9 protein-coding genes are annotated in these 6,411 nt (G+C 34.7%); 1 reads left to right on the forward strand and 8 read right to left on the reverse strand.

Annotation, left to right across the window (positions count from 1 at the left end):
* The first annotated feature begins 56 nt into the window (after positions 1–56).
* Positions 57–224: a hypothetical protein gene (locus tag ABZA26_RS05055; RefSeq protein WP_372713431.1), complete on the forward strand. Its 168-nt coding sequence runs from the start codon at positions 57–59 to the stop codon at positions 222–224.
* Positions 225–363: 139 nt separating this feature from the next.
* Here ABZA26_RS05055 and ABZA26_RS05060 read toward each other — a convergent pair whose 3' ends face one another.
* The 8 genes from ABZA26_RS05060 to ABZA26_RS05095 all read right to left on the reverse strand — a co-directional run.
* On the reverse strand, positions 364–684 hold the full coding sequence (locus tag ABZA26_RS05060) for a hypothetical protein (RefSeq protein WP_372713432.1): 321 nt from the start codon (positions 682–684) through the stop codon (positions 364–366).
* A gap of 10 nt (positions 685–694) precedes the next feature.
* Positions 695–1,936 (reverse strand): cation:proton antiporter, encoded by a 1,242-nt coding sequence (locus ABZA26_RS05065; RefSeq protein ID WP_372713433.1) that lies wholly within the window; start codon positions 1,934–1,936, stop codon positions 695–697.
* A gap of 17 nt (positions 1,937–1,953) precedes the next feature.
* Complete coding sequence (locus ABZA26_RS05070; protein ID WP_372713434.1) at positions 1,954–2,397, reverse strand: PTS sugar transporter subunit IIA; 444 nt, start codon at positions 2,395–2,397, stop codon at positions 1,954–1,956.
* A 297-nt stretch (positions 2,398–2,694) separates the two neighbouring features.
* Entirely contained in the window at positions 2,695–3,528 is an 834-nt protein-coding gene (nagB, locus tag ABZA26_RS05075) for a glucosamine-6-phosphate deaminase (RefSeq protein WP_372713435.1), read from the reverse strand.
* Positions 3,529–3,935: 407 nt separating this feature from the next.
* Entirely contained in the window at positions 3,936–4,382 is a 447-nt protein-coding gene (locus ABZA26_RS05080; protein WP_372713436.1) for an MOSC domain-containing protein, read from the reverse strand.
* 1 nt (position 4,383) lies between these two features.
* The gene (gene moaC, locus ABZA26_RS05085) at positions 4,384–4,851 is read right to left on the reverse strand and encodes a cyclic pyranopterin monophosphate synthase MoaC (protein ID WP_372713437.1); all 468 of its coding nucleotides are present in this window, start codon (positions 4,849–4,851) and stop codon (positions 4,384–4,386) included.
* Between the two features lies 1 nt (position 4,852).
* On the reverse strand, positions 4,853–5,800 hold the full coding sequence (moaA, locus tag ABZA26_RS05090; RefSeq protein WP_372713438.1) for a GTP 3',8-cyclase MoaA: 948 nt from the start codon (positions 5,798–5,800) through the stop codon (positions 4,853–4,855).
* Positions 5,797–6,411 (reverse strand): substrate-binding domain-containing protein (locus ABZA26_RS05095; protein ID WP_372713439.1); only part of this gene is annotated, 615 nt, incomplete at its 5' end. The genes moaA and ABZA26_RS05095, both read right to left, overlap by 4 nt.

Genomic DNA, 6,411 nt, shown 5'->3' on the forward strand with positions numbered 1-6,411 from the left:
AAAGCACTAAATAGAAATTTTATTTTACTACTACTTATTTCAGGGAGGTAATTATTATGACATTAAAAAAAATGAACAAATCACACGGGATTTTACAGGCTATGTTAATACATGAAAACGGGATAGTATCTCACAGAGGTTTCACATCATACGATGAACTTGTTGCCTATAGAAAAAGAAATAAAAATGATAAAGTAATTATAGAAATAGGAACTGAATCGTAGTTTTTAACTTAAAAATATTCACAAGTTTCTCAAATCTGTTAATCAAAAAAAACCGAGCTGATCCTTTAAAGGATCAGCTCTTTTTTTTATATAACCTTATTAAATTTTCAAAAATATCATTTCAAACAGAATTCTAACTTCAGATTATCTGTTCCGCCTCCCAAGTTGCAACTCTAACCACTTCTCCACTTTTGACATCTAACCCAGAAGCTTCCAGAAGATTTAAAAATTCATTTACTTGGCTTCTCTTTTCATAAAGAGCAGTTATTATTCCTACACTTTTGTGTTTTTCCTCTTCGCTTAAAAAGAAACCTCTGAAAAGTGGTATTTCATCAGAAAGATCTTTATCCAAATTTCTGGCTTCAAAGTAAGAAGCCTTTTCAATCCCCACCCCCTCTAGTGCCAAAACGACATTTTCTTTATAATCCTTGTTTATTATTTTTATATATAAAAAATACATTCTCAGCCTCCTAATCTTTTATTTCTCCACTTTTTTTCAGTGCATATCTGGTTAGCATAGGTCCCACTACTTCTGTTATAAGAGTTGTAAATAAAAGTATATTTAATATCATATATGATATCTCAATACCCTTATCTCCATAGACCAATACTTCTTTTCCAGATTCAAAAATTTTTGAGTTAAAAGTCCTTTTTATTGACAATGCAAGCGCCAGTCCCACCCCTACTTGTGGCAAAAGAGCAAAGCCAATATATTTTTTTACTATATCCGAACTGCCACTTATGTTTGCTCCAAAACTCGCGCCTATTATCTTTCCAAAACTCCTGGATATAAAATATATTGCACCTACAACAATTATCCCCCCTATAGATAAAATATCTAAATGGGCTCCACCTAGTATAAAAAATGCCCCTAAAAAAACTCCTGTAAATTTTTCTATTATCTCTTCACTTTTTAAAGTCATTACATCTGAAAAATTAGTCAGTATCGCACCAAAACTCATTATAGATAAGAGTTCTGATACATGCAATTGCTCTGAAATACCCAATAGCATTAGTATAAAAGATATTAAGAGCATCTGTATTATATCATTGCTCCTTATCTTCTTCAGCATAAGAAGATAAATTCCTGCGAAAACCATTCCCAGTAAAACTCCAAAAAATATGGATATAAGGGTGGAAATTATTATATCCGATACATTTACGGCAGTTCCTTTTATTAGGGCTTTGGAAAAACTGATAGCAAAAGCAAAAATTATTAGTGCCATGGCATCGTCTATTCCTACTATTGCCAGGATAGATGATGTAAAGCTTCCCTTTGACTTATATTGTTTTATCACCGCTACAGTTGCAGCAGGTGCAGTTGCTGAAGCAACTGCACCAAACAGTAGACATTTATATGTTTCGAAACCAAAAATTTTCAGTGCTAAAAATACTGAAACGAAAGCTCCTAGACACTCCCATACAACTATAAAAAATATGCTTTTACCCATTCTCTTCAAAATACTGAGTTTTAATTCTATCCCGATAGTAAAGGCTATTATTCCCAGAGCCATAGTTGGAATAAGATGAAAATTTTCTATCAGATTGTCAACTCGCTCTCTTCCTATAAAAAAAGTTAAGAGGGTACTGGAGATTACACCTATCACAACATAGCCTGTTACCTCTGGTATTTTTAAAAAATTTGAAATATTTTTATTGAAAAAAGCGATAAGAAATATCACTCCTAATATAAATAAAATATTGTGTTCCATTTTACATACTCCTTATTTTAAAAGTTTTTAAATAGTTCAACTACCTCCTGTGATTGACTTGCTGAAAAAATGGATTCTCTTCGAACTTCATTTTTTATGAGAAGAATTAATTTAGATAAAATTCTGAGATATTTTTTCTGGTCAGATTCAGGAGCCCCTATAAGAAAAACTATTCTTACAGGTTTTTCATCAATTGAATTCCAGTCCAACCCTCTTTTATTTACCCCTACCAGGATAAAAATATTTTCTATCCCTTTTAATTTAGCGTGAGGAATTGCTATCCCTAGCCCTATTCCTGTACTCAGTATAGCCTCTCTTTCAAAAATTTCGGTTTCAAATAAATCTTCATCTCCCAGTTTCCCCAGTTCTTTAGCCTTTTTTACCAGTGATTTTATAGCGTTCCTGGGATTGTTTTCATCTAAGAACACTATATTTTCTTTTTTAATCAATTCTTGCAGCATCCGAGTTCCTCCTATATAAAATAATTTAAAAAATATCTACACTCTCAAAGCGGGAAGGTATTTTATATATTTTAAAATTAACAAAACACAAATAAAGTACAGTCCCTATTAACACCTTCTTATTTTTTTTCACTATCCTTTAATTTTCTAGTTTTATAGCTACCTTAAAAAAATTAAAAATATATTTAAAGCTGAACTGATTACTGATATATCTGTACTCATGCTTATGCATTTCCAAAAAATAAAATTAAAAAAGGGCTCCTTTAACAGAGTCCCTTTCATAAGTAGCAGTCAAATCTAAAAATAACTTGGAAAAAACTGGCTTTTGATATATTCTGTAATTTTTTTTATATCCAAATTTTCCTTTTCAAGTTCTTTAAAATATTTTACAGTTTTCACTTTTAGATCCATGGTGGATGCTTCGTCGCAAACTATTATCCCTTTTTTATGAACCTGTATTGCAGTAATTGTCCACATATGATTAATGCTGCCCTCTATAGCCTGCTGAAGAGCTTTCGACTTATTCTCTCCTCCTACCATTATTAGTACCTCTTTAGCATCTAAGATAGTCCCCACTCCCACAGTGAGGGCTTTTTTAGGAACTTTTGATATATCATTATTAAAAAATCTGGAGTTTGCCTTTAATGTTTCCTGCGTTAGTGTCTTCACTCTCGTTCTAGATGTGAGAGATGACCCAGGTTCGTTAAATGCTATATGCCCGTCTGTACCTACTCCTCCAATAAACAGGTCTATTCCACCGTATTTTTTTATTTTTTCCTCATATTCGTCGCATTCCCTCACAAGATCCGGAGCATTTCCATTTAAAATATTTATATTCTCACTGGGTATATCAATGTGCTTGAAAAAATTATTTTTCATAAAAGTATGATAACTTTGAGGGTCATCTTCTGGCATATTTGCATATTCATCCATATTAAAGGTCATCACATTTTTGAAGGAAACCATGCCTTTCTTATTAAGTTTTATAAGTTCTTTATACATTTTAAGTGGTGTCTCACCTGTAGGCAACCCCAGTAAAAAAGGCTTATCTTTATCTGATGAATCATTTATTTTAGACGCCACATACAGCGCTGTCCACTCACTCATTTTATCTGTGATTAAAACCCTCATCCTCTCCTCCTTTATTCACAGCTTTTTCCCAATATGAAAACTAAGTTTTTATACTTGATTTTACATTCTTAAACCTTGTAAATTTAACTGTTCCACTAAATTTAATATACTTATTACCCGTATTCCATCCTTTTAAAATATGGGAATTTTCATCTCTACTGTTCATTTAATTATCCAAGGCATATTCCATTTTTTTTGACACCAATATAAAAACAGGACTTCCTTTACGGAAATCCTGTTTTATCAGAAATATTAGTCCAGATTTTCAGATAAATGTTAAATATTTGTGCCTCTATAACTAGCACCACAATTGGAGTATTTCCAGAATTAATTCATAAGATCAATAGGAAAAATATAATTATAAATTCTAAGCCCGAAATCTTTTGTGTGAATAAAACCTATCTTTATCACAGAACCTCTATCTTATCTCCCGGCTTAACAATTCCGCTCACAAGAACCTTTGTGAATATCCCTTCCTTCGGCATTACACATTCTCCTACAGCTTGTTTTATAGCACACCCTGTATGACATTTTTTCCCTATCTGTGTCACTTCCTGCACTGATTCACCTATCTTTAGTTTGGTTCCCACAGGCAAAGTATACAGCTCTATCCCCTCTGTGGTTATATTTTCAGCAAATTTTCCGTCATCTATGTCCAGACCTGCAGCTCTTACCTTGTCAGCACTTTCATTTGCAAGGAGGCTTACCTGTCTGTGCCATTCTCCTGCATGGGCATCACCCTCAAGACCATGGTTCATTATGAAATTTCCCTCCTTTATCGGATTTTTCACAACTCCCTTTTTACTGCTTATATTTACAGCCTTTACTCTTCCCAATATTTTTATTTCTTCCATGTTACCCCTCCAATGTAAAGTCTGATCTGCCGCCTGTTTTCTTTACCAGTTTAATGTCACCTATTACCATTTTTTTATCTATGGCCTTACACATATCATATATAGTGAGACAGGCTGTAGACACTGCAGTCAGCGCCTCCATCTCTATACCGGTTTTCCCGGTGGTTCTTACTTTCGCCTCTACCCATATTCTGTCTGAATTCACTGTAAAATCTATATCTGCCCCGTCTATTAAAATATTATGGCACATAGGTATGAGATCCCAGGTTTTTTTAGCCCCCATTATCCCCCCCACTTGTGCTACAGAGAGTACATCCCCTTTTTTTATTCCGCCGCTTTTCACAGCCTCTATAGTTTCCGGAGACATGAGAATATATCCTCTGGCCACTGCCGTCCTGTCCGTCTGAGACTTATCACCTACATCCACCATACGGGCTCTGCCTTTATCGTTAAAATGTGTTAGATCCATTTCATCCTCCAATTTTATACATATCTTTGTCAATATATTTTTTTTCCTTTAAAAAATGAGTCTCAGGTTTTTCTAAAATATATTTTTTCAGCAGATCACTTATATTTTTTCCCTTTCTCAATGCCCCCAGGAGGTCTATCTCTTCATTTGAATGAAGACACAATTTCAGCTTTCCAGAAGAAGTTAACCTGACCCTGTTACAAGAATCACAGAATTTATTTGAAATTGGATTTATTATCCCCACTCTGCCCTTAGCCTCAGGAAGCTTATACAAAAGAGAAGGAGAGGCTGTGTAATCTTTTTCTATCATTTCAAGCTTAGGGCATCTCTTCAGCACTTCTTCTGATGAAAGGTATTCCTCTTCGATCCAGCCTGCTGAAACTCCCATAGGCATAAGTTCTATAAACCTTACATCCATATCATTTTCCACTGTTATATTTACAAAATCTTCTATTTCATCTTTATTAAAATTATTTATAAGAACTGTATTCAGCTTTATGGGATACAGGCCCTCTTTTCTGGCTGCGGCAATTCCTTTTAAAACATTTTTAAGATCCCCGCCGGTAAGCTCTCTGTATCTTTCTTCTTTCAAGGTGTCCAGACTCACATTGACTCTCATAAGTCCTGCATCCTTCAATTCCTTGGCCTTCGCCTCAAGGAGAATTCCGTTGGTCGTCAGTGCGATGTCATCTATTCCTTTTATTTTTGAAACTTCAGAAATAATCTCAGTTATATCTTTTCGGAGAAGTGGCTCCCCTCCAGTAAAACGGACTTTTTTTATTCCGGATTCTGCCATTACCCGAATTATCGATACAATCTCTTCTTTTGTCATTGAATCACTATTATTGGTGGTACACTGATCGGGTTTACAATAAATGCATCTTAGATTGCAGTTTTCAGTGAGGGAAATCCTTAAATAACTAATAATTCTTCCATGCAAATCAGTCATAAAATATCTCCTTTAAAAACTAACTTCCCGCTTTCTATGGCTTTGTATCCTCCCAAATTTTCTATCCTCTCTTTAAATTTAGGAGAACTTATGAAACTTAAAAAAGTTTTCATTCTATCATCTGAAAGGGTTTCTTGTTTCACCAAAAAATCATAGTTCTCAAAGGTTATGGGGATAAAGTCCAGATCCATCACCTGTGCTGCTGCCTTTATTCCCAACGCTACGTCTGCTGAACCACTTTTAACTGCAGTGGCACAGGCCATATGTGTAGTGGCTTCTCTTTCATACCCGTTTATTTCACCGCTGTCCAGCCCATCTTTATTCAGAAGGTAATCCAGAAGAACCCGGGTCCCTGCTCCTCGTTGTCTGTTTATAAAGCTTATATTTCCATTGAGTAAATCCGATACAGCTCTTATGTTTTTAGGGTTTCCCTTAGGAAGAATGAGCCCCTGCTCTCTCTGAACCCCTTTTACCAAGACTATATCATCATTTTTAAAATATTTTTCTAAAAGTATTTCGTTGTACACTCCATTTTTTTCATCTAAAATATGCACAGGAGCAAGATGTGTCTGTCCTCTCTTCAAGGCATTTACCCCTCCCATACTGCCAGT

The organism is Ilyobacter sp., from assembly GCF_041583315.1.
Taxonomy (GTDB): Bacteria; Fusobacteriota; Fusobacteriia; order Fusobacteriales; family Fusobacteriaceae; genus Ilyobacter.